The sequence below is a fragment of the Desulfocicer vacuolatum DSM 3385 genome (assembly GCF_900176365.1).
In the GTDB taxonomy this organism is placed as follows: domain Bacteria; phylum Desulfobacterota; class Desulfobacteria; order Desulfobacterales; family Desulfobacteraceae; genus Desulfocicer; species Desulfocicer vacuolatum.
The window spans coordinates 80552-102295 of the sequence record NZ_FWXY01000007.1; the positions used below are offsets into that span (position 1 = coordinate 80552).

At 43.7% G+C, this 21744-nt stretch carries 18 protein-coding genes; 11 read left to right on the forward strand and 7 right to left on the reverse strand.

All coding sequences use genetic code 11. The features are described 5' to 3' along the window. The first annotated feature begins 26 nt into the window (after window positions 1-26). Together B9A32_RS08135 and B9A32_RS08140 are read left to right on the forward strand one after the other, a co-directional pair. On the forward strand, window positions 27-1688 hold the full coding sequence (locus B9A32_RS08135; protein WP_084068297.1) for a SpoVR family protein: 1662 nt from the start codon (window positions 27-29) through the stop codon (window positions 1686-1688). Between the two features lie 3 nt (window positions 1689-1691). Continuing rightward, the gene (locus tag B9A32_RS08140; protein WP_084068298.1) at window positions 1692-4010 is read left to right on the forward strand and encodes a serine protein kinase PrkA; all 2319 of its coding nucleotides are present in this window, start codon (window positions 1692-1694) and stop codon (window positions 4008-4010) included. A 62-nt stretch (window positions 4011-4072) separates the two neighbouring features. On the opposite strand, the gene B9A32_RS08145 is transcribed toward B9A32_RS08140, so the two are convergent. Further along, on the reverse strand, window positions 4073-4825 hold the full coding sequence (locus tag B9A32_RS08145; RefSeq protein WP_084068299.1) for a tRNA threonylcarbamoyladenosine dehydratase: 753 nt from the start codon (window positions 4823-4825) through the stop codon (window positions 4073-4075). A 367-nt stretch (window positions 4826-5192) separates the two neighbouring features. Then, window positions 5193-5966, reverse strand: coding sequence for a tRNA pseudouridine synthase A (locus B9A32_RS08150; protein ID WP_084068300.1), 774 nt, complete (start codon window positions 5964-5966; stop codon window positions 5193-5195). 237 nt (window positions 5967-6203) lie between these two features. On the opposite strand from B9A32_RS08150, the gene B9A32_RS21635 reads away from it, so the two are divergent. The 7 genes from B9A32_RS21635 to B9A32_RS08185 all read left to right on the forward strand — a co-directional run bounded on the left by B9A32_RS21635 (window position 6204) and on the right by B9A32_RS08185 (window position 10411). Then, on the forward strand, window positions 6204-6464 hold the full coding sequence (locus tag B9A32_RS21635; RefSeq protein ID WP_084068301.1) for a hypothetical protein: 261 nt from the start codon (window positions 6204-6206) through the stop codon (window positions 6462-6464). Then, entirely contained in the window at window positions 6457-6834 is a 378-nt protein-coding gene (locus B9A32_RS08160; RefSeq protein ID WP_084068302.1) for a roadblock/LC7 domain-containing protein, read from the forward strand. Before B9A32_RS21635 ends, B9A32_RS08160 begins: the two co-directional genes overlap by 8 nt. A 142-nt stretch (window positions 6835-6976) precedes the next feature. Then, window positions 6977-7582: a GTP-binding protein gene (locus B9A32_RS08165; RefSeq protein WP_084068303.1), complete on the forward strand. Its 606-nt coding sequence runs from the start codon at window positions 6977-6979 to the stop codon at window positions 7580-7582. Between the two features lie 10 nt (window positions 7583-7592). Next, window positions 7593-9329: a hypothetical protein gene (locus B9A32_RS08170; RefSeq protein ID WP_084068304.1), complete on the forward strand. Its 1737-nt coding sequence runs from the start codon at window positions 7593-7595 to the stop codon at window positions 9327-9329. A gap of 1 nt (window position 9330) precedes the next feature. Next, window positions 9331-9801 carry a hypothetical protein gene (locus B9A32_RS21640; protein WP_084068305.1) on the forward strand — a complete coding sequence of 157 codons (471 nt, stop codon included), beginning with the start codon at window positions 9331-9333 and terminating at the stop codon, window positions 9799-9801. Continuing rightward, on the forward strand, window positions 9789-10139 hold the full coding sequence (locus tag B9A32_RS08180; RefSeq protein WP_084068306.1) for a hypothetical protein: 351 nt from the start codon (window positions 9789-9791) through the stop codon (window positions 10137-10139). The genes B9A32_RS21640 and B9A32_RS08180 overlap by 13 nt, the downstream gene beginning before the upstream one ends. After that, entirely contained in the window at window positions 10136-10411 is a 276-nt protein-coding gene (locus tag B9A32_RS08185) for a hypothetical protein (RefSeq protein ID WP_084068307.1), read from the forward strand. The genes B9A32_RS08180 and B9A32_RS08185 overlap by 4 nt, the downstream gene beginning before the upstream one ends. 9 nt (window positions 10412-10420) lie before the next feature. Here B9A32_RS08185 and B9A32_RS08190 read toward each other — a convergent pair whose 3' ends face one another. Beyond that, a complete protein-coding gene (locus tag B9A32_RS08190) occupies window positions 10421-11653 on the reverse strand; it encodes a DUF4388 domain-containing protein (protein WP_084068308.1) in 1233 nt (410 codons plus the stop codon). Between the two features lie 322 nt (window positions 11654-11975). Between B9A32_RS08190 and B9A32_RS08195 the strand changes: the two genes are divergently transcribed. Continuing rightward, window positions 11976-14624 carry a helicase-related protein gene (locus B9A32_RS08195; protein ID WP_139795760.1) on the forward strand — a complete coding sequence of 883 codons (2649 nt, stop codon included), beginning with the start codon at window positions 11976-11978 and terminating at the stop codon, window positions 14622-14624. Here the strand turns inward: B9A32_RS08195 and B9A32_RS08200 are convergent. The 4 genes from B9A32_RS08200 to cmoA form a co-directional block, all read right to left on the reverse strand. After that, the gene (locus B9A32_RS08200) at window positions 14616-16574 is read right to left on the reverse strand and encodes a response regulator (RefSeq protein ID WP_084068310.1); all 1959 of its coding nucleotides are present in this window, start codon (window positions 16572-16574) and stop codon (window positions 14616-14618) included. The genes B9A32_RS08195 and B9A32_RS08200 overlap by 9 nt on opposite strands. Continuing rightward, on the reverse strand, window positions 16567-18063 hold the full coding sequence (locus tag B9A32_RS08205) for a sensor histidine kinase (RefSeq protein WP_084068311.1): 1497 nt from the start codon (window positions 18061-18063) through the stop codon (window positions 16567-16569). The genes B9A32_RS08200 and B9A32_RS08205 overlap by 8 nt, the downstream gene beginning before the upstream one ends. A gap of 117 nt (window positions 18064-18180) precedes the next feature. Continuing rightward, window positions 18181-19170 carry a tRNA 5-methoxyuridine(34)/uridine 5-oxyacetic acid(34) synthase CmoB gene (cmoB, locus tag B9A32_RS08210; protein ID WP_084068312.1) on the reverse strand — a complete coding sequence of 330 codons (990 nt, stop codon included), beginning with the start codon at window positions 19168-19170 and terminating at the stop codon, window positions 18181-18183. 12 nt (window positions 19171-19182) lie between these two features. Beyond that, window positions 19183-19893: a carboxy-S-adenosyl-L-methionine synthase CmoA gene (gene cmoA / locus B9A32_RS08215; RefSeq protein ID WP_232367085.1), complete on the reverse strand. Its 711-nt coding sequence runs from the start codon at window positions 19891-19893 to the stop codon at window positions 19183-19185. A 934-nt stretch (window positions 19894-20827) separates the two neighbouring features. Between cmoA and B9A32_RS08220 the strand changes: the two genes are divergently transcribed. Then, entirely contained in the window at window positions 20828-21691 is an 864-nt protein-coding gene (locus B9A32_RS08220; protein ID WP_084068313.1) for a methylenetetrahydrofolate reductase, read from the forward strand. Window positions 21692-21744: the final 53 nt, after the last annotated feature.

Genomic DNA, 21744 nt, shown 5'->3' on the forward strand with positions numbered 1-21744 from the left:
AACCTTAACAAGGGGGGAGGTTCACCATGGAAATAGTTGATCAGCACGTAAAATCCATTATGGAGGGATGTAAAGAGCGGGCCAGGGATGCGGGCCTCTCCTTTGAAGATGAAACCCTGGAATATGTTGTCACCAATCGGGATATGGTGGAGCTGAGTCCCAAGGTGATGATGCCCACCTTGTACGATTACTGGGTGCATGATGTCCGGGTTCTTTCGGGTAAGGGAATGTATGAACTGTATCCAAATAATCCCTATGAGACTGTCATCAACACCCGCCCTGCCATCTCGTTTTACAATGATAATAATCCTGACTGGCTCAATGTGATGATTTTTTATCATGTGCTTGGACACATTGATTTCTTCCAGAATAATTTGTTTTTCAAGCACACCTGGGACATTGATTTCAATGGGCAGGCCCTGGCAGATAAAAGACTCATTGCCAGGTACCGTTCAGAAAAGGGGCGATGGGTGGATTATGTCATTGAATTTGCCCGGGGCATTGATAATCTGGTGGGATACCATGACACCATTTCCCGTACCACCCGGGAAGGCAGTCCCAGATATTTAAGCTCGCTTGATTATTATTTTGATATTTTTCTTCAAAGCGAAAAAGGGTTTTCCCAGAATGAGTATTTAAAAGAGATAGAACGGTACAATGAGATCCTTGCCACCCACCGGAATGACACAGAGGATCAATTTTTCATTGATGTGAAGATAAAATTTCCCGAATTTGATGCTTTTTATAAACGCTATCTGGACAAAAAAGAGCAGGGTCGACCGGATGTGCTCCAGTTTATCATGGATCATTCCTCCTTTTTAAACAAAGAGGAAAATAAGTGGATGAAGTCTGTGATATCGGTGGTGAGAAAGACTTCGTTGTTTTTTCAACCCCAGATTCGCACCAAGATCATGAATGAGGGATGGGCCAGTTACTGGCATGAAACGTTGTTCATGGGGGATGACAGAATTAAGGGACATGAAGTTGATTTTGCCAAGGTCAACGCCGGTGTTACGGCCATGCCCAAGGTGGGACTCAATCCCTATGCCCTTGGTATGCGGCTTTTGTATCACATTGAAGATATGGAAAACAGGGGATGCTACTCCCTGGAATATGATCAGATCAAGGATGAAGTAAAACAGAAAAACTACGATAGGAACCTTTCCATTGGCCGGAAGCGTATTTTCTCCATTCGGGAAAATTTGTGCGACTTTACTTTTATCAACACTTACATTGATCAGGAATTCATGAAACGTCATAATCTGTTTGTTACGGGCAAACGCTTGAATCCCCAACGCAAATCCTGGGAGTATTATGTAAAGTCCAGAAGTGCAGATGCCTACCGGGAGATGGTGGCAGATACCCTGTACCATCCCCCGGTCATAAAAATTAATAAAGAAAAAACCGACCAGGGGCCCCTTTATCTGGAACATGTTTTTGAAGGCAAACCCCTGAAAACCGACTTCATAGAAAATACCCTGGTGGGAATTGAATACCTCTGGGGACGCTCGGTGCGACTTGAAACCAGTGAACCCGTAAAGGCTTCCTCGCCCCAGCAGCGCTACATTGATTTTTGGAGTCCGCCCTCTCCGGCCCCTTTGGATCAAGAAAAAAAGACGGACAATTTGGAGTGGAAACGGGTATTGTATGTGATGGAAGACAGAAAGCTTCTTAAAAGGGGGGTGTGACCCATGAATAAAAAATCCCTTGGAATCACCATTGATAATAAGGAACGTGCCCGGGAAGCCCTTGCCTTTTTAAGTGATAATATCGGCGAATATGAAAAATTCAAACCCATTGATTTTGCGCAATACCTGGAAATGATCGCTCAAGACCCGGTTAAGATGATTCGTAATATTTTCCAGGTATTCCATGATATGATGACCTCCCATGTGAAACGCCTGGAAGACGCTGATGAGCAGGACGAACTCGACAGGATTGATTATGACTGCACCCGGCTTTTTGTGGAGGGATCGGAAAATCCCTATTTTACGGATCGGTTGTTTGCCAATCGCCTCATGAAACACATGGAAGGGTTGCGCCATGGTGCCCAGCAGAACCAGATCTATATTTTCCACGGTCCCCATGGGTGCGGTAAAAGCACCTTTTTAAATAACATGCTCAAAAAATTTGAAAGCTATGCCAACAGTGACGCCGGGATGCGATACGAAATTGTGTGGCGCCTTGACATGGCCAAGCTGGGGGAGGGGCGCAAGGTGGAATCTGTATCTGCCATTGAACGCCTGGTTAATTTCATTGAACACCCCCATGGGGATGTCTCCAAAAAGGTCACCGAGGCGTGCATATCACCGGCATTCCATTCGGACTTTATAGAGATTCCCTGTATATCCCATGATAATCCCATTTTGCTTATTCCTAAGAAACATCGGCGTAAAGTGCTGGATAAACTGGTTCCCAACGATAAGGTGAAATGGAAAATTTTCACTGAAAAGGAATATGAATGGGTTTTCAGCCATGAACCCTGCACCATTTGTGAGTCCATCTACCAGGCATTGCTGGAACGGCTGGGTTCCCCGGAAAAGGTGTTTGATATGGTGTATGCCAGACCCTATTCTTTTAATCGGCGGCTGGGAAACGGGATTTCGGTTTTTAACCCCGGGGATGTGCCGTTAAAACAAAATGTCATGGGCAATCAGATGCTCCAGCATCGTATTAACAATCTGTTCCGGGACAGTAACTTGATCAATTATACCTATTCCCGTTTTTCCAAAACCAATAACGGGATCTATGCGTTGATGGATATTAAATCCCACAATGTTGAACGTATGGTGGAGCTTCACAATATCATCAGTGAGGCGGTGCACAAGGTGGAAGACATTGAAGAAAATGTCAATTCCCTTTTTCTGGCTTTGATGAACCCGGAAGATAAAAAAAATATTCGTGATTTTCCCTCTTTTACCGATCGGATTCGATATATTAATATTCCCTATGTGCTGGATATTGAAACTGAGATGAAGATTTACAATAATATTTTCGGTCGACATGTCAGGGATGCGTTTTTACCCATGGTCATGGATAATTTTGCAAGGATCATTGTCTCCTCCCGGCTTAAACCCAAATCTGATGCTCTTCTGGAGTGGATCAAAGATCCTTCAAAGTATCGTTTATATTGTGATGAACTGCTTATGTTACTGAAAATGGAAATTTATTCAGGCCATATACCCGACTGGCTGGATGATGCAGACCGCAAGGCCCTTGACGGCAAAATGTGGAAAAGAATTTTCAATGAGTCGGAAAATGAAGGAAATTACGGGTTTTCCGGCCGGGATTCCATTCGTATTTTTGATCGGTTTTACTCCATGTATGCAAGGGAAAACCGTTTGATTAACATGCCTGTCTTGTGCTCGTTTTTTAAAGGGGTGATGAAGGACTATCCTAAGATGGTGCCAGGAGGGTTTCTTGAGTCCCTTTTGCGCATGTATGATTACAATGTGCTTCAGCAGGTAAAAGAGTCTCTTTATTATTATAATGAAGAGCAGATTGCCAAAGATATTAAAAATTATATCTCTGCCCTCACCTTTGAATTGGGTGCCCAGGGAAAATGCCTTTTCACCGGTGAAGAAATTCATGTGACAGAATCCTTTTTAAGCTCCATTGAAAGTCGCCTTTTCACCGAAGGTATCACCATGGAACGGCGCATGGAGATGCGCAGTGATGTTTTAAATCAATACACCACCTACGCCCTTCCCCGGGAGATGATGGTGGAAGAGAAAGATATCACTGAAACCAAACTTTTTTTATCCCTGTATGAGCGCTATGTTTATAATCTTAAAAAAAGGGTTCTGGAACCCTTTTTAAGCAATGAAAATTTCAGGCGGGCCATACGGGATTTTGACACCGCTGATTTTAAAACCTATGACAAGCGCATCAGAAGTGATGTGAAATTCCTTATTAAGAATATGGCTGATAAATTTGAATATACTGAACAGGGAGCCAAGGAGGTTTGTATTTACGTCATTGATTCCAATCTGGCCGGTAAGTTCAAATAGGGGTCTGATTACACCATCAAACCGTTGGTCCCGGATGATGAAAAATGATCAGGCAAATAGCCTTAAACAGGTGTGTCCGGGGACAGGGCAATTTTCATGGCTTCAAGGGCCGCAATGTAGCCAAAGATTCCGCTGATCATGGGTAGACTGCCCATGGGATTGCGTTGCCTGCCGCTGTTAAAGAAGTTTTCTTCTGTCTCCCGGGATACAGAGCTTTTCTCCACCACCTCTGTGGAATAAACCGTGTGGATGCCCGAGGTTACCCCCATGCGCCTTAATCGTTTTCTCACCGACCGTGCCAGGGGGCAGGCTGAAGTCTGGGAAATATCCCCGGTGGTGATGGCCGTGGGGTCCATGCGTCTTGCCGCCCCCATGCTGGATACCACCGGCATATGACGCTGCACCAGCTCAAACAGAATATTGACCTTTGGGTTCAGACTATCAATGGCATCCACCACCACATGGGTGGGGTGTTCAAAAACTTCATCAAAGGTATCTTTGTGACATAATGTATTGAATACCTCCACTGTCATGTCCGGGTTAATCTGAAGCAGACGTTCCCGGGCCGCATGGGTTTTTAATCGCCCCACATTGGATTCAACAGCCAGAAGCTGTCGATTGAAATTGCTGATACCCACCTCATCAAAATCCACAATTCTTAATGTGCCCACCCCGCTCCTTGCCAGGGCTTCAATGGCATGGGAACCCACCGCACCCAGACCGATGACGGTGATGTTTGATTTTTCCAGGCGGTCCATGGCATCTTTGCCCAGGAGCAGTTCTGTTCGTTTAAATTTTTCTCTGTTAAATCCCATGAATTTCCTTGTATATGTTGTTTTATATGAAACTCTGTCCAACGCAGCGTAATAAGTAGAGCTTCAAATTTCGTTGTGGGCAGGTCAGATCCCCAATAAAATCTGCTCATGGCAGTTATATGAAAAGGTAGCCTCCAAGTTTACCTCAGCAGAGCCCCCCCCGAGGGGCAATAGGAACCGGCCAATTGAGCTGTCTACAGTTCCGGCCGGGTCCATTGCCCCTCGGGGGGGCGGCATAATACTCTTTTCAATATTCGTTGTGTCCGGCAGGACGTGCCCGTTGATCTGAAATACTCCGCAAATCAGGGGCGTATGTAAGCTTTGTTGTGGGCAGAGCTGGATCAAAATACGGTTTGCCCGTGGCAGTTTAACAAAAATTGATTTTGTTTAAGATCAGACCGGAGGAAGGCGCAATAAATCTCAATGGCTGCATTGCTTTATTATTCAGCGTTTCTTTTATTTTATTTAAAGTGGTTTCTCCCCGTCCAAGGCAAAAAAGCTGTCCCATGACCAAACGGACCTGATATCGCAGAAACCCCTTGGCATGGATATGATAGACATAGCTCTTTTCGGGGAAAAAATTGGCTTTTAAAATGGTGTTTTCCTCAATTTTACTCTCCAGAATTTCCCGGTCAAAAGTGGTTTGGGAGCCGGGTTTTGTGCAATAGTTGATAAAGCTGTGCTTTCCTTTAAAGAGGCGGGCTCCCTGTTTCATCAATTCAATGTCAAGAAGCTTTATGGATGAGTGCATAAAAGGGGCGCAAAAGGGATGCATTTTTTCTCCATGTGAAAATAGATATAGATATTCCTTTGTTCTGGGAGTCTGGATGATATTAAATGTTTTATCCACGCTTTCAATTTTTAAAATTTTAATATCATTGGGTAAATTTTTATTGAAGTTTAAAAAAAATATTTTCGGGTCCAGGGGTTCATTTACAAACAATTCAAATGCAGAGTGGTTGGCTGACACCTTTGCATCTGTTCGACTGCTTCCCAGGATTTTAAAATCATTGTGGCCTAAAACAAATTTTATTGTTTTTTCCACCATGGATTCAACGGTTCTCAATCCCGGCTGTTTAAGCCAGCCGTGGTAGCGAAATCCCAGGTATTGGATGTGAACCAGGTAACGGTATTGTGTCATGGAGTTGTCTCTTTATGTGTATATGTCATTTTTTATATTTTATAAATCGGTAAAAATGAGAAGGGCCGTCCCGGTTGTGAAGCCCACAATGACGGAATTATCCGCAGCGGAAGTTCCTTAAAGGGAAGTTCCGGGGGGGATGCGGTTTTCATAGGGCAGCTCCTGGTATGATTTTCCAATGTTCCGGGCAGTAGCATCTGGAGATGCTGCCGGGCGCTTTGATACTACTTTTTTTATATGAAATACTCCGCAATTCAGAGGCGTATTTCAAGCTTTGTTGTGGGCAAAGCCGTGGATCATAATACGGTCTGCCCATGGCAGTTACATGAAGAAATATTATCATTGATTTTTGTGAAACGCCACAGCCTTTTGCCATGTGAAATGATCCTGCTTTACCATTTTTTAAAAATTTATGTCCCTATTTTAAAGGAATGGCTGGAAAAATGCGCGGCATATTGCACTATTTATTTATTTAGGTTAACATCTTGCCATGTTTAATATAAAGCAACTAAATGCCATTGATAATATTCTCAAAAAAAATCTGATATCCTCTGGAATTGACCATGTCATTTTTATGGATATGGGGGGCAATGCCATTGCCAAACTTGATAACGGCACTGCCAAATTTGACTCCACCGCATTTGCTGCCCTTGCTGCCGGTAATTTTGCCGCAGTGGATGCCATGGCAAAACTTGTGGGGGAATCTGAATTTTCCTTATTGTTTCACAAGGGTGAAAAGTCCAGTATTCATTTCAATAAAGTAAATGATGACATGCTGCTTATTTCCATGTTTAATAAAGATATTTCCCTGGGTTTGGTTCGGTTGAAAGTTGCCGCAACCATAAAGGAACTCAATGAGATTTTATAGATGAAACCATGGCCGGAAAGGTAGCTGTTTTTACCTTTCATTGCATATTTGTTCATGGTCATGCAGGGAATTATAGTTATTCATGTATGGATTTTAAAATTTTAAACCCACGAATCCGAAAAAAGGCTTGGGGAGGGCGGATTTGGCGCTCATCAATGTAAAAACCAAAGAAATTCAGATTAAAATTGTTTACTATGGCCCGGGGCGGGGCGGTAAAACCACCAATCTGGAATATATAAATCATAATTACAGGGATCGGATCAAAACAGAGATGGTCAGCTTGAAAACCCATGATGACCGAACGCTTTTTTTTGATTTTTTACCCTTTGATGTGGGTAAGATAAAAGGGTTTGAGGTCACCATACAATTGTATACCGTTCCCGGACAGGCCAAATATAATGCAACCAGACGATTGGTGCTAAGGGGCGTTGACGGCATCGTATTTGTGGCAGATGTCCAAAAAGAGCAGCGTAAAAAAAATATTGAATCCCTGAACCAGTTGTACGAAAATCTTAAAACCTACGATCTTAATATCTTTAAAATTCCCCTTGTCATGCAATATAATAAAATAGATTTAAAAGAGTTGGATATCCCCATCCTGTCTTCTAAAATCATGCAGAAAGACTTAAACTCTCAATTGAGAGTTCCCGCATTTGAGGCCAGTGCCCTGACCGGGGGAAACGTTATTCCCACTTTGAAAAAAGTGATAACCATGACATTGGCATCCATCCAGGATCAGTTCTTTTAAGGAGGCTTTTTTGAATTCAACCATGGATCTTGAACAAGTCATTGGTGCCTTGAAATCCAATGTTCAAAAAAATGAGATTGACCTATTTCAAAAGCAGCTTTTAAATTTTAAAGATCAGTTTCAAGGCAATACCCGGGTGGCATCCATTATTAAAATGATGCAATCCATTGGAAAATATATTGCAGCCCGGAAAGACAGCGCCCATAAAGATGCGTTGCCTGTTTTAGATTTCATCACCGGTCAGCTTGAAAAAATATCCCAGAATCCGAACCTTAAAAAAGAACAGGCCGATGAAATTTTATCCCGGTGTGCTCAACATTTCAATCGCCTGAAAAAGTCCATTGCCGACGGTCCCGGGGTTTCAAATAAAGAAATACAGGATTTAAAGTCTGTTATTTTTGCCATTGACTGGGAAATCTCCCCCTCAACCTTAAAGGGCTTAAATGACGTGGTCACCCGGTTGATGGTAAAATTTAAATCCCATAAAATTCATTATACTTTTTTAAAAATCATCAATAATGTCGGGCAGTATATTGCCAGGGAAAAGGCCCATGCCCATACAGATTCCATCCCTTTTTTGCATTCTGTTTTTGAGCATTTTGAAAAGGTCGTTCAAACCCCTGAAATGCCGTTGAATGAGAAAAAAACGCTTTTAAAAAAGGATATGATACGGTTCAAGAGCTTTAGCCGGACAACAGAGCAACCGGATCATCAGATATCACCCCGGTCCGGGGATGGGGAGCAGGAGGAATCTATTCAACCGGCCTTGTTCCATCTTGGATCGTCCCCCTCCCAGTCATCTGATGATATTCCGGAATTGAACCTTCTTTCTGAAAATGAGTCCAGGTTGACGGCAAAAAAAGCGGCACCGGCACCCTTGACATCTGCATTGGCGGATAAAGAAAAGATGCCTTCGACACCACGGGATGTCATGGATGATCTTTTCACCGTTAAAAAAACATCTGCAGATGATTTGCTGGATGCCATTCATCTGGGTAATGGTCATGAAAGTGAAATAGCCGCACAATTAGATGCTGATGCTGAGATCGAGGGGGTAAAAAAAATTATTCCCCGTCGTTTGGACAATGAACCCATACCGGAGATCGGCAGCCGTTTGGATCAATTTTTTAATCTTGAGGATGATTCTGAAGTTGAAACACCCGGAGCGTTGTCAGACAGGGAAAAGGTCCTTGAAAATGATCCAGAGGAAGGCATTGTGCCATTTCAATATGAAGATGAAATTTCAGAGGCTATTCCAAGGGATATGGGTTCGTCCCAGGGTGCAATGGATGATCTGATAAATATCTTGAAAGAGCCGGGCAATTGTCTGGATCATGAAGTCGTTAAGAAAATTAATGAAGAGATACATAAACTTGAGACCCTGTGGGAAAATGATTCTGATAAGCTTCTTTTATTGAAGAGCATCTCTTGCCTGGTTCAGTTCATCAATGAGTCCAATGCTCCGGAACCTTTCCCCATGGAACCGACAGATGATGCGGCCATGGCTTCTGAATCTGATCATGGAAAGTTAACGGATTCTGGATTAATTGATGTAAAATCAGCAGCGTCTGAAATCACTGGGACAGAGGATATAACGATTCCCGGACCAGATGATTCTCAAACCACAACTTCCGGGGCAACAGATTCTGATGGGACAGCCATGGAAACGCCTTCCCCGGTATCCCCGGTATCACAAGGGGCTTCCAAAGGAATATGGCAGAAAATTAAATCCGTTTTTATTAAATAGAATGATTTTATTTTGTGAAGATTGTGGGCAAAAAAATGAATTAAAAGAGGGGTATGCCCGGAAAAAGCATGTTGTCTTTCGATGTGCTCATTGTAATTATCTCAATTCTTATCCGATTCCGGTATCCGCAAAAAAACACACTCTCACGGGGGATGAATTTTTAAAAAAACTTAAAACATTTCCCGAAATAATTGGTGTTTTTTTATACCATGAAAAAAAAGGTGTCATTGAAAATCAAATGCCGGGAATCTTGCAGGATGAAGATATTGATATATTGGGACGCTATTTAAGTGATAGCTTTATCACGGGGCAGGCTTTTGATGCAAATATCCATCAGATGATGGCGGTGATATCAGATAAATATATTACAATTCAAAGGGTTGAGCCCCATGTGTTTATTCTTTTTGCCGGCAAAACCCCTTCTTTGCCCCAAAAAATACAGGATCTTTTGGAAATAAGATGGTCGCTTTAAGAGATTTTTTGCAAATTGCCGGGGTGGAAGGGGTGGATAAATATATTTTTCTGGACAGCCGGGGAAAAATTTTAGTCAATACCATGAAACATCCCGCCACATCTTCCACCATGGTTTTTAATTGTGGCCGGAACCTGTCACTCATTGGCCGGAGCAATTTTAAATATGTTGTTTTTTCAAAAAGAGACGGAAAAAATATTTTAATTTTTCCGGTTGGCAAGTATACTCTTGGGGTGGTAAAACAACAAGGTATCAAAAATCAAGTTGTGGCAGATGCTGTTTTGGTATTTTTAAATATTCTAAGAAAAAAGGCATATACTAAAGGAGAAGATTCATGACCGCACAGATGACCATCTCGGTTTTCACCCTGGTGATATATCTCATTATTATATTTGTATTTAATAACGCTCGAATTAAATATGCCGGTGGGAAAGTTGGAAAGGTTATTAATCTTATTCTGGTAACGGTGTGCCTTTTGTTTGTTGCTGATTATGTTGAAATTTTTCATCCGTTTGTAAATCCGGAAATTCTGGATATCATCAAGGCGTTGTTCAGAACTGCGGCACTTTCCTTTCTGGCCTATGGCGGAGCCAAGGTGGCGGAATCATAAAAAAAGCTGTTAAAAAAAAGAGAACCACCCTTTTTTGTTTTTTTTCGATTTTTTGTCAATATTAAAATGTGACCGTAAAAGTTCGATGATTCGTGTCATATCATTAACTATTTTTTCCTTTCCCTTTGAGTCAGTTTGATAGGTTGCCACGTAATCCAGGATTTTTTCGATGTCCTTTAAGGAGTTGTTCAAAGGCTGAGTGCCTAAGAGATCACCGGTGGCCTGTAAAACCAGACCACAATATTCTGAGAATCCTGAAATTAAAAAGTTATTTGTTTTTTCAATGTGCGGCATTGCTTCCAGGGCAGATTCAATGGCCTGCAAATTTGTATTTTCATCATTATCCGGATGATAATTTTTAAATACTGTTTTAAGCTCCATGACAAGCTTTTGTTTACTTTCCTTAAATAGAGACTCTGATCGGTTAGCACCTATTTCCTCCACAATGTTTTTTTTTATGGCTTGAAATATATCGTTGAAGATAATTATTGCTTCGGAATAATTTTCAGATGTCTCCCCATGGGAAGCGGTTGTTGTTTCTTCCTTTTGTTCAATCAACCCCGAGGAGATCACAGAAAATAAAATCTTGTACACAGCAAACTCATCATAACCGCTTTCAGTGGTAATCTGACCTACTGTTCGAATGCCGTCAATCAGGGAAAGGACTCTCCATTCATTGGCATTGAGCTTTATTTCTTCATTACTCTGAACCTTTCCGGATATTTTAAATACCAGTTCATCGCTGGGGATTAGCTCCCTGAGAACAGAAAGTTCGTCAATTCTTCGGGATGCTTCAAGAATCAGCTTCATGGGATTGAGCTGAATGATGATCATGCCTTTTAAATTCAGTTGTGCATCCTGGTATTTAAATTTGCCCTTTTTCCAGAAAAAAATATTGTAGAGTATGGTTTCTGCTTGTTTGGTACTGTATTTTTTCAAGGTATCAATGGAAATATATCCCTTGTCCACCAATATTTTTCCCAGATGAACCCTTGTTTCTTTTCCAGTGGCGATGGATTCCTTGAGTTGCCGGGCCGATGTGACGTTGTCATTTCGCAGCAAAAATCCAAGCCGGGTTTCCTTGAGAGATGATGATGCGTAAACAATGGTTCCATGTTCAAAAAATACACGGCTTTTTTCATTCTCACAGGTTACAGTGAGCACACCTGTTTTTTGTTCATTGCATAAAAGCTGAAGAACGCTTGCAAGCGTCAGGCCTTCGAAATCACCCTGGAGATTCATAGTACCCTTTCAGTCACATATGGTGGCTTTTAGTTTAAACTGTTTTTTATAACTGCCACGGGTAGACCGATGTGCAGTATGAACTCCTCCCATGGCAATTATAAAAATAATGCCATATTATGTCATATTCTTTTTTTCAATACAACCATCAAAAATATGGATATAATTCATTTAAATTAAACCTGAAAATTATCATTTCAGCAAGTGGAATATTTTGCAAAAAGAACGTGGAAAATCGGGAAATTCAACGCTGGCTTTTAATGGGTTGACACTTGATGGAAACCCTGCGATAAATCCTCTTTTTAAAAAAGAGGGGATAAAAATGTTTAAAAAAGGGCAGCGGTGGATCAGCCGCATGGAGCCGGAACTGGGCTTGGGCACACTCCGTGCGGTGGAAAACAACGGGAGAAGGGTGTGCATTCAATTTGAGGCAAGCGATTTGGTCCGGCATTATTCCATGGAGAGTGCCCCCCTTGAAAGGGCCTGCTTTTCTCCGGGGGATGTTGTTTTCTTAAGGGATTCAAGCACGTTTACAGTGACCAAAGTGGAAACCAAAGACGGGCTTTTTCATTACCATGGCAAGGGCAATGTTGTTTCAGAGGAGAAGCTTTCCGACACCATGTCCTTTTCCACGCCTAAGGAACGTCTGGGGGCCGGGTTATTTGATGCCACATCCACCTTTGATTTGAGACTGCAGGCCAGAAATCTTTTGCATCAATACCACCGTTCCAGCGTTATGGGGTTTCTTGGGGGACGTGTGGAATTGATTCCCCACCAGTTTTATATTGCAGGGGCGGTTGCATCCCGCTATCTTCCCCGTGTTTTACTGGCCGATGAAACAGGGCTTGGCAAGACCATTGAGGCCAGTCTGATCATGCATCGCCTTTTGTTGAGCGAGCGAATTTCCCGGGTATTGATTCTGGTGCCGGACTCTCTGGTGCACCAGTGGTTTGTGGAGATGTACCGTCGCTTTAATCTCTCTTTTTCCATTGTAAATGAGTCGTTTTTGGCCTGCATAAAAAAAACCGACAACCTTTTTCTGGAAGAACAGCTGTTCATCTGTCCCATGCACTGCATGGAGGAAAATTTCTTTTTAAAACAGCGGGCCCTTGATGCCCCATGGGACATGGTGGTGGTGGATGAGGCCCATCATGTGGATCCTTGTGGTGAGACCCATGGGTTTTTAAAACACATTGGCCACGGATCTGCCGGAATGATGCTTCTTACAGCCACCCCGGAACAATTGGGTGTTGAACGTCACTTTGCCCATTTAAAACTTCTTGATCCCCACAGATATACCACCCTTGATGCCCATCGGAAGGAAGCAGCCGCCTATGAGAAAACCGTTCAGGAACTGAGCGCGCACATGGAAAAGCAGGTGGGTAGGGATGGAACATTGGGTAAATCCCTTGAAATGCGCTTGGATTGTTATGGACCGGGCCGCTCAATTTTTAGAAATACCCGGGCCGTGATTAAAGGCTTTCCTGTTCGAAAAGGTGAAATTTATCCTCTGTTGTCCCCCCATGACGAGATAAGGTGGCTTGCCCGGCTGTTAAAACAGTTGAAATCGGAAAAAGTGCTTTTGATTTGCAGCACCAGAGAGCGTGCAATGGCCATTGGCAAGGTATTAAGGGAGGTAATGACACTAAAATTCACCCAGTTTGATGAGTCCATGACCCTTCTCCAGCGGGATCGCAGCGCTGCCTGGTTTTCGGAAAAAGAGGGTGCCAGACTCATGATTTGCTCCGAAATCGGGTCTGAAGGTCGAAATTTCCAATTTTGCCATCATCTGGTGTTGTTTGATCTTCCCCGCAATCCAGAGCTTCTGGAGCAGCGCATCGGACGGCTGGATCGCATTGGCCAGGCCCGGGACATAGAAATCCATGTCCCCTTTTTAAAGGGCAGTTCCCAGGAGGTGCTGGCCCGGTGGTACAAAGACGGCACCGGTATTTTTCACGGTCATGTCAGCGGGCTTTGCCAGATCCATGGGCGTTTTAAGTCCACATTAAATTCTCTTTGCAATGCCTGTGACCAGGGGAATACCCTGGATGGCCGGGCCCTTGATGAACTTATTAAGGAAACCCACATCCACACCCGGGCAATTGAAGCGTCCCTGTCCCGGGGAAAAGATCGACTTCTGGAGCTTAATTCCTTCCGGCCCCAACCGGCCAGGGCCCTTATCAAGTCCATTGAGGCCCAGGACAATGACACCACCCTGGAGATGTTTTTATTATCTGTTTTTGATTTTTTCAATGTATTCCATGATGAAGTCATGCCACGGACACACACCCTTACCTTTGACATGGCCCATCCCGGCTTTCCTGTACCGGCCCTGAAGCAGGACGGCATGACCGTTACCTTTGACAGAAACATTGCCGTCACCCGGGGGGAGATGGACTTTATCACCTGGGATCACCCCCTGGTCCATGGTGCCATGGAATTGTTGCTGGGAACGGAAAAAGGAAATTGTGCCTTTGTTCAATACCGGTCCGATGGAGAGTTTTCATTGTTTTTGGAAGCAATTTATCTGTTGGAATGTGTGGTTCCGGCACATCTTCACATGGACAGATTTCTGCCGGTCACCCCCATCCGGGTGGTGGTGAATCATCGCCTTGAAGATGTAACAAAGGAATATGTCGGGCAAATTTTTTCAAAAAGACTCATGGATGGAACAGGGGCATTTTTACGCGAATATCCTGAAATAAAAGAGGTGTTGCTGCCGGGGATGATCCGGGCATGTGCTGACCTGGCTGAAAAGCAATCAAAGCAGATCATGGCAACGGCCGGTGAAGAGATGGGCCTTGTACTGGGAAAAGAGGTGGAGCGCCTGACCCGGCTTCAACAGAAAAACCCCGCAGTGGGTGGAGATGAAGTTGACCTGGCCCGCACCCATCTTCAAGATCTTAAAAAAGGCCTTGCAACGGCCAGGCCCAGGCTGGATGCCCTTCGCATGATCTACCAGTCAGTTTGACCCATCCAACACTTCACGCACCGCAGTGGCCAGCTCATGTCGATCCAGAGGTTTGGCAAGAAATCGCCTGATCCCCAGACTTGCGGCATCCAGGGCATTTATTTTTTCGGTGAATCCGGTACACAAAATAATGGGAATCTCCGGTCGAATTTCAAGAAGATTCCGGGCCAGTTCATCTCCGGAAAGATCTGCCATGGTCATGTCGGTGATCACCAGATCAAAGTCCCGGGGGGTTGTTGTAAATTGTGCCAGTGCATTCCGGGGGGTATTATGACAGGTCACCTTGTAACCCAGTCGTTCCAGCATTTTATGGGCCAGTTTCAACAAAGAGGGCTCATCATCCACAAACAAAATATGCTCATTTCCCCCTGGGATTGCATGATCCGTGGCCGGGACTGTTCCGGGACCATGGGGCACTGCCGGAAAAATAACATGCACTTTGGTTCCTTTTTCCGGTGAGGAATCAATGGCAATGGCACCATCATGGTTGCTCACAATACCGTGGACAACGGCTAGCCCAAGCCCTGTGCCCTTTCCCACATCCTTGGTGGTAAAATAAGGATCAAATATTTTTTCCATGATTGCAGGATCAATTCCCCCACCGGTGTCATGCACAGTTAACCGCACATACTCCCCGGGGGGCATTTTTTTAAAGTGCTGAGATAATTGAAATTCTTTTTGAAGATGCATTGTATCAAGGGAGATGGTCAGTGTGCCCTGACGGTTTTCCATGGCATGGGCACCGTTGGTACTTAAATTAAGAATAATCTGCTGAATCTGGGTGGCATCGGCATCAATGGCCGGTAGGGTTTCCGGGATTTTTGATTTTATTTCAATGGTGGTGGGAATGGATGCCCGTAACAGCGCCACAGATTCCCCGGCAAGGGCATTGATTGCAATGGGCTTACGATTGACTTCTGTTTTGCGACTGAAACTTAAAAGTTGCCGAACCACATCCTTGGCCCTGAGGGTGGCTGTTTTGATTTCCTGCAAATTAAGCCGGGCCGGATTCCAGTCCGGTACATCATCCATGGCAAGTTCCATATTTCCCAGAATAATACCCAGGATATTATTAAAATCATGGGCAATTCCCCCACTCAGGGTGCCAATGGCCTCCATTTTATGGGCATGCTGGAGCTGGGCCTCCATGTCTTTTTCCCTGGTGATGTCCATGATAAACCCTTCTATGCAGTCAATGCCTTCAGAATCATCATCCGTCATCACCCCGATCCCCTTTTCCCATACCCATCGGGTTCTCCCGTTTTTATCAATAAGGGGGTACTTGATTTGAAAATGATCTTTTACACCCAGGGCCGCTTGAACTTCATCCCAGACTTTTTTTCGATGGGATGCTGCAATAAGATCCCCAAAGGCAACCACCCGATTGTTTTCCACTTCATCCCGGTTATAACCGGTGAGTTGCCGGCACCCTTCACTGACAAATTCCATGCTCCATTTGAAATCATTTTTACATCGATAGGCCATGCCCGGCAGGTTGGAGAGCAACCGTTTCAAAGCCACCCTGTTTTCCCGGACTTCCTGCTGGGCTTTTTTCCGCGCGGCCACCTGATAAACAAATGATAAAAGACGATCCATGTTCACCGGTTTAATTTCATATCCAATGACCTGGGGGACCTTCACCGATTCAATGGCACTTTCCAGGGAGGCGTTGCCGGTTATCATGATAAACTCAGTGGCAGGGGCCGGTAAGGTGAGTTTTTTCACCAGCTCCTGCCCTGCTGTGTCAGGAAGTTTCACATCCACAAAGGCAAGATCAAACGGCTCTTGTTTAAAAAGCACAAGTGCTTCTTTACCACTATTGGCAACAGCCACCTGATAGGAAGCCAGTTCAAAAATATCTTTTATATTTTCTGCCAGATGTTTGTCATCATCCACCACAGCAATTTTAAAAATGCCGGCCATATTATCCTCTTTGCTTTTTTTATGCATCTTCTGCCCGACCCACAATGGGAAGTGTTATGAGAAAAGTGGCGCCATTGTCCTTTTCCGATGTCACGGTGATATCGCCATGGTGTTTTTCAATGACATTGTGGGTAATGGAAAGCCCAAATCCCATTCCTTTGGCCCGGGTGGTAAAAAGGGGTTCAAACACCCGGTGAAGAATGGCCTTGTCAATGCCCGGGCCTGTATCTGAAAAGTAAATATAAAGATAATCAGTATCTTTATATTTTCCTCTAATATCAAGTGTGCCATGGCCCTCCATGGACAACACAGCGTTTTTTATAATATTTTTAAAGGCCAGCAGCAACGCCTCCTTATCCCCGTCAACCGTGATATCGTCATCTGGGAAATTTATAGTCACTGCCACGTCCAGAAGATCTGATGTTTCAATGGCGTTGCCAATGAGGGAAACCACATTTAATAATTTAAACTCAAGGGTGGTTACCTGGGTGAGATTGGCAAGGCTTCGAATGACGCTGTCTCCTGCCCCCACTGCAGATTTAATGCGATCCAGGTGGGTTTTTACCTTTTCATCGGCATCAACCAATACCATACTGAGAAAATATGCCGAGCTGTCAATTACCCCAAGGGAGTTTTTCAACTCATGGGAGATATTGCCGGACAATTCCCCAATGGTTGCAAGTTTTTCTTTTCTCAACAGCGATTCCTGGGCAAGATTTAACTCTCTGGTTCTTTTCTTAACAATTTCTTCCAGGTGATTCCTGTGCGCCTGTAGGGCCTTTTCTGCCTTTATCCGTTGAGTAATTTCATGATCCAGTTCATCCCGTGATGCTGTAACTGCTTTGATATTTTGAATCATCTGACGAAATGTCCGGGCCAGATTTCCAATTTCGTTTGTTGCGGTTACATCAATGGTGGCATTAAAATTTCCCATGGAAATTTTTCTGGCCGATCGTTCCAGACTGGATAGCGGCGTAAAAAAATATTTCCGGGAAAGCCAGAAAACAGTAAAAACAATGGAGGTCACAAGGGTAATTAATAAGAAAACAGTCATAAAGCTGGTGAATAAAATCTGTTTTTTTACGCGGTCCAATGTCATTGCAATGAAAATTTCACCAATGGGGGTGGCATCATTTAAAATAGACACGGTTTTGTGGATAAATCGATGGTCTGTTTTAAAAAATTCAGTGTTTTCCCCCCGGTACCGGGGGATTGCCCGGGTTTTGATGTTTTGATGATCATCCCTGACATTGACATACACAATATCTTCATAGAAAAAAAGGGAATCAACATAGTCATTGACATATTCGTGATTGTACTGCCACAAGGCAATGACAAGGCTTTTTTCGGCTCGGGAGGCGATTTTATTGAGCTGCGCGTATAATTTTTTTTCAATGGCCTGAATATTGTAAAGCGTCAGGCCACACGAAAAAAGAATAATAATCACAGTGACCACCGTCACCAGCCCAAAGGTGAACTGGCTACGGATACTGCCTCTATCCGGTAAAATGTTCATGATGGCCGCTCCGGGAAAAGCAAATAATTGAGGGAGGCAATTTTTTACCATGTATCATCTTACATGTTTTTCACGTTTTTTCAACGCAATACCGCCAAAATTTAAAAAACAGCGTCATCAGTGGGCATTGGCAAGGAAAATTGCCCGCACCGGGGCCGGATAACCTTCAACGGTTTTACCGGGGTCTGCCGGGTCCAGGAAATCATCCAGGGATTCTGTTTGAATCCATGGGGTTTTTCGCTGCTCCCCAGGGGTGGTGGCAGAGACATCCACACACCGAATATTGTGAAACCCGGTGCGCTTGAGCCAAGAAGTCATGGCTTTAATACTGGGGATGAAAAACACATTTCGCATCTTGGCGTATCTATTTTCAGGAAAAAGACAAACATCATCGGTGGAATCAATAATGAGGTTTTCCAATACCAGTTCTCCCCCTTTTTTAAGGGAGTCATGGATTTTTTTCAACATATCCAGGGGAGATTTGCGGTGGTAAAGGACACCCATGCAAAAAACAGTATCAAAATAGTGATCTGCCACGGGAAATTCATCAAAGGTAAAGGGAAGATTGGCCACCCGGGGCAATTTTAAATATTTTTGCAGGGCAAGATATTGAAAGTAAAAGGTGTGCTGGGGTTCCAGCCCCACCACCAGGGATGGATCAAAGGCGGCCATGCGAAACATATAATAACCGTTGCTTGCGCCTATATCTAAAATGCGCCTGCGATGAAGGGGGGCAATGTGTGGAATAAACCGGTCCCATTTGATGAAACTTTGCCATTCAGTATCAATAAAGGTGCCAAACAGTTCAAAGGGGCCCTTGCGCCAGGGGCACATGCGGTACAAGGCTGCTTCCAGCCCAGACTTCTGGGTCTGGGAAATATCTCCACACCCGCCCCCTGTAACGGTTTGGGATGCAAGATCACAGCTTGAAGGTATAATGTCGGGAAGGGTATCAATGGCTGTGGCGTATTTTAAAATATTTCCCCGGGGTGTTTCAAAAAGAGATCTTTTTTGTTCCAGGGCTTTATTGAGCTGATCTTTAAAAGGGGGTTCATTTAACTGCTCAATCAGTACTTTGTTAAATTCATCAACAATTTCAGGAATCATGAATTTTCTATCCTATTTAACGGCAAGCATGGCAGCAAAATTAAACCATTTAAGCCAGGTGTCCATTTTTGTGAATCCGGCCAGCATCAATCGATCCCGGTGCTGTTCCAAAGTGTCCGGCACCAGAACATCCTCCAGTGCATCCCGTTTCTGGCTTATTTCAAGGTCTGAGTAACCGTTTTCCCGTTTGAATTTTCTATAAAATTTTTGCTGGAGCAAATCAATATCAACGGTGTCATGAATAACTTTTTCCGTAAGGAGCAAAATCCCCCCGGGGTTAAGCCCTTGATAAATTGATTGAATGAGCCCATCTCTTTTGTCCGGGGAGATAAACTGAAGGGTAAGGTTGAGCACCACCACCGAGGCATTTGCAATGGGAATATTTTCCACAAAGTCACACACCAGTGATAAAGAGGTGTTGAACTCTTTTTTCTTTAATCGCTTTTGATATTGATCCAGCATGGGTTGAGAACTGTCCACTGCCACCATATTAAAGGCTGTCTCTTTCATATTATGATGAAACTGCATCCCAAAATTACCGTGGGAACACCCAAGATCATAAATCCGGGTTCCTTTTTGATAAAAGCCAGCAGCCAGTTGGGCCTGACGTCGGACACACTCCTTATATAAAGGTACAGAGCGTGTTATCATATCATCAAATACATGGACCACCTTTTCATTGAATTCAAAGGGCGGTACCAGATCTTTTTTTTCTTTAAACAATGTGTCTTTTTTCATAAAAAATCGGCAAAAGAACTCCCGGGGCTTTAGGCCCGGGGAGGAATTGCCGCTTCCATTTTGTAATTGTCGTTTGTATGGAAAACTGTTTAATACTCCCGTCAAATATGGCGGGTTTCCTTTTTTTGTCAACCAGACATCATACATTATCCGGCCAATTTAGTTAAGTGCTTTTTCATTATAACTACCATGGGTAGACCGTATTGTTACCGATTCTGACCGGCGGCACTGTTCAACAACGTTTTATCAATAATCCCGCTTACCGAAACCAACGATTCAGTAATAACGAAGGATTTTAGAAAATCTCATTGCCTTGTCTTCTCTGTGGGCGGGACTATTGATAAAACGCTTTTAGTTACAAGGATGGCGAGAGCAGTGATGGACAATCGTTCGATAATATGTCAGCACCGTGATTTTGCAATGCGGCCGCTTAACATGCTTTAACCCTGTCTCCTGAATCCTGGGCTTTGACATGTTGTGCTGGCTTACCCGGAGACCAGGCCTTATATGCTGTTTCTGTTCGTCGGCTCATAGTTTTGCGCTCCAACTTCCTTTAGACGGTTCCGCCCTTGTTTTCGGCTAATACTTGTGTTAACTGTAGCTCGGTTAACAGAATTCACGTATAGGGGACTTGCACCCCATAAGTTCATGCCCATGCCGGGCGTACACAAAGCACTACAGCGAACATAGTCGCTGAATTAAGAGTTATTATAATCTATACCGGTACTCAAAAAATTTGCCCCCATTTTTTTGAGAAAGTTCCGGATGCAGTAATTGTTTTATTAAAAATTCCGAGATGTAATTATCAGCTTCAATATATTGATTTTAAAGTTGATTAAAAAATAAAATGTTGTAGGACTTTTGATGGAGTCTTACATTCTTCTGAGATATTATTAATTCTGACTTACAGGAGCTTTCTATGAATCTGACTGAAAATCTGGGTAAAAAATTTGTTATCACCACCGAACTCGGGCCGGTAAAAGGTGTCCTTGCAGATAAATCTCTGGAAAAAGCCGGTGAGTATCTTTCATTGGACGGTATCAATATTCACGACTGCCCGATGGGTAATCTGCGGATAAATTCGGTTGCTATGGCGAGCCTGGTTCAGAATAAACTCGGTATAGAAGCCGTACCTCATTTCACATGCAGAGACCGGAGTCTTCTGGGTACTCAGGCCGATCTGCTCGGTGCTCACGCTCTGGGTATACGCAATATTCTGGTGACAACCGGTGACCCCCCGAAACACGGGCCTTATCCGTCTAAACCGGTTTATGACTACAGCACCTTCGAGCTTATCCGGCTTATCAGAAAAATGAACAGCGGGCTGGACTACAATGAAAAGGAATTCGGAGGGAAAACAGATTTTAAAATCGCATGTACGGCCATGCCGACAGCAAGAAATCCCGAACGCGAACTGGAAAGAATGAAAAAGAAAATATCAGCCGGAGCGGATTTTTTTCAGAGCCAGGTTGTGTATGATTCCGAAAAAGCTGTAAGTTTTCTAAGAGAAGCCCGGAAGCTTGGTAAACCTATACTGACAGGGGTGATGCCTTTAAAAAGTGTGAAGATGGCAAGGTTTATGAATAAGAATGTGGAAGGCATTGATGTTCCCGAAGAGGTTATCTCCCGCATGGAAAATGACGGGGCAGACGGAATTGAAATCACCTGTGATTTTATAAAAGAAATCGCCGAACATACTGACGGTATTCATATTATGGCAATGGGTGATGTGAAAGGCACAAACCGTATTATCGAATTTGTAAATACACTGGTCGGCAGATAATAGAAGATAGAGTTTCAGAAAGATAAGAATACCGGAAATGCTCACAAGGGCTA